This window comes from Methanoregula sp. (assembly GCF_002835825.1).
In the GTDB taxonomy this organism is placed as follows: domain Archaea; phylum Halobacteriota; class Methanomicrobia; order Methanomicrobiales; family Methanospirillaceae; genus Methanoregula.
The window spans coordinates 1-1,037 of the sequence record NZ_PIZH01000771.1 but is presented as its reverse complement, the minus strand read 5'-3'; the positions used below and the strand labels follow the sequence as shown (position 1 = coordinate 1,037).

1 protein-coding gene is annotated in these 1,037 nt (G+C 59.6%); it reads right to left on the bottom strand.

Features of this window, described 5'->3' with window-relative positions:
• Nucleotides 1–1,037 (bottom strand): AAA family ATPase (locus tag CW742_RS15090; protein WP_292421840.1); only part of this gene is annotated, 1,037 nt, incomplete at both ends.

Genomic DNA, 1,037 nt, shown 5'->3' with positions numbered 1-1,037 from the left:
CTTCCTGCTCCCGTACCGCATAAGGACATACTTCTGTCCCGGCGGTTCAACGATTGGCGTTTTGAGACACGCTGGAGAGAATTTTTTGTTCTTCCCGAATTTCTTGAACGCATCTTCGATACCGTTCTCGTCGATGCCATCGCACAATGCGATTACTTCATCCAGCGCGGATCCCTCGATGGGTACATTCCTCATGTGGATGCGCAGGATCTTCTTCCGGTCCTCGGCCCCCGGTTCGCCGATATAGACAAGCCGGTCGAACCTCCCGGGCCGGAGGAGAGCTGGGTCGACAATGTCGGGGCGGTTTGTTGCACCCATGACCACAACATCCTTCAGTTCTTCAAGGCCGTCCATCTCGGTCAGGAGCTGGTTGAGCACGCTCTCAATGACATGGGAGTCTGATCCGGATCCCCGTGCCGGGGCCAGGGCATCGATCTCATCGAAAAAGATAATCGCAGGGGAGACCTGCCGGGCCTTGCGGAAAACTTCACGGACTGCCCGCTCGCTCTCACCGACCCATTTGGAGAGGAGCTGCGGGCCGCGGATTGCAATGAAATTCGCCCCACTCTCGTTTGCAACCGCTTTTGCGATCAGGGTTTTCCCCGTTCCGGGCGGCCCGTACAGGAGGACTCCCCGCGGCGGCTGGATTCCGAGATCCTCGAACCGCTGCCGGTCCGTGAGCGGGTACTCGACCGCCTCACGGACTTCCTCTTTCGCCTCTTCAAGGCCGCCGACATCGTCCCATTTAACGTGGGAGACCTCAAGCATCACCTCCCGCATAGCGCTCGGGGTCACGTCGCGCTGGGCAGACCGGAAATCAGCAGCCGTAACCTTCAGGGTGTCGAGAATTTCCTTTGGGATCTCCTTTGCGTCCAGATCCATGGTCGGCAGGTACCTGCGCAGGGCACGGATCGCGGCTTCCCGGGAGAGAGCGGCAAGGTCCGCGCCGACAAACCCGTGAGTCTGCTGCGCGAGCTCGTCCAGCTTCACATCCTCGGCAAGCGGCATCCCGCGGGTATGGATCTTCAGGATATCAA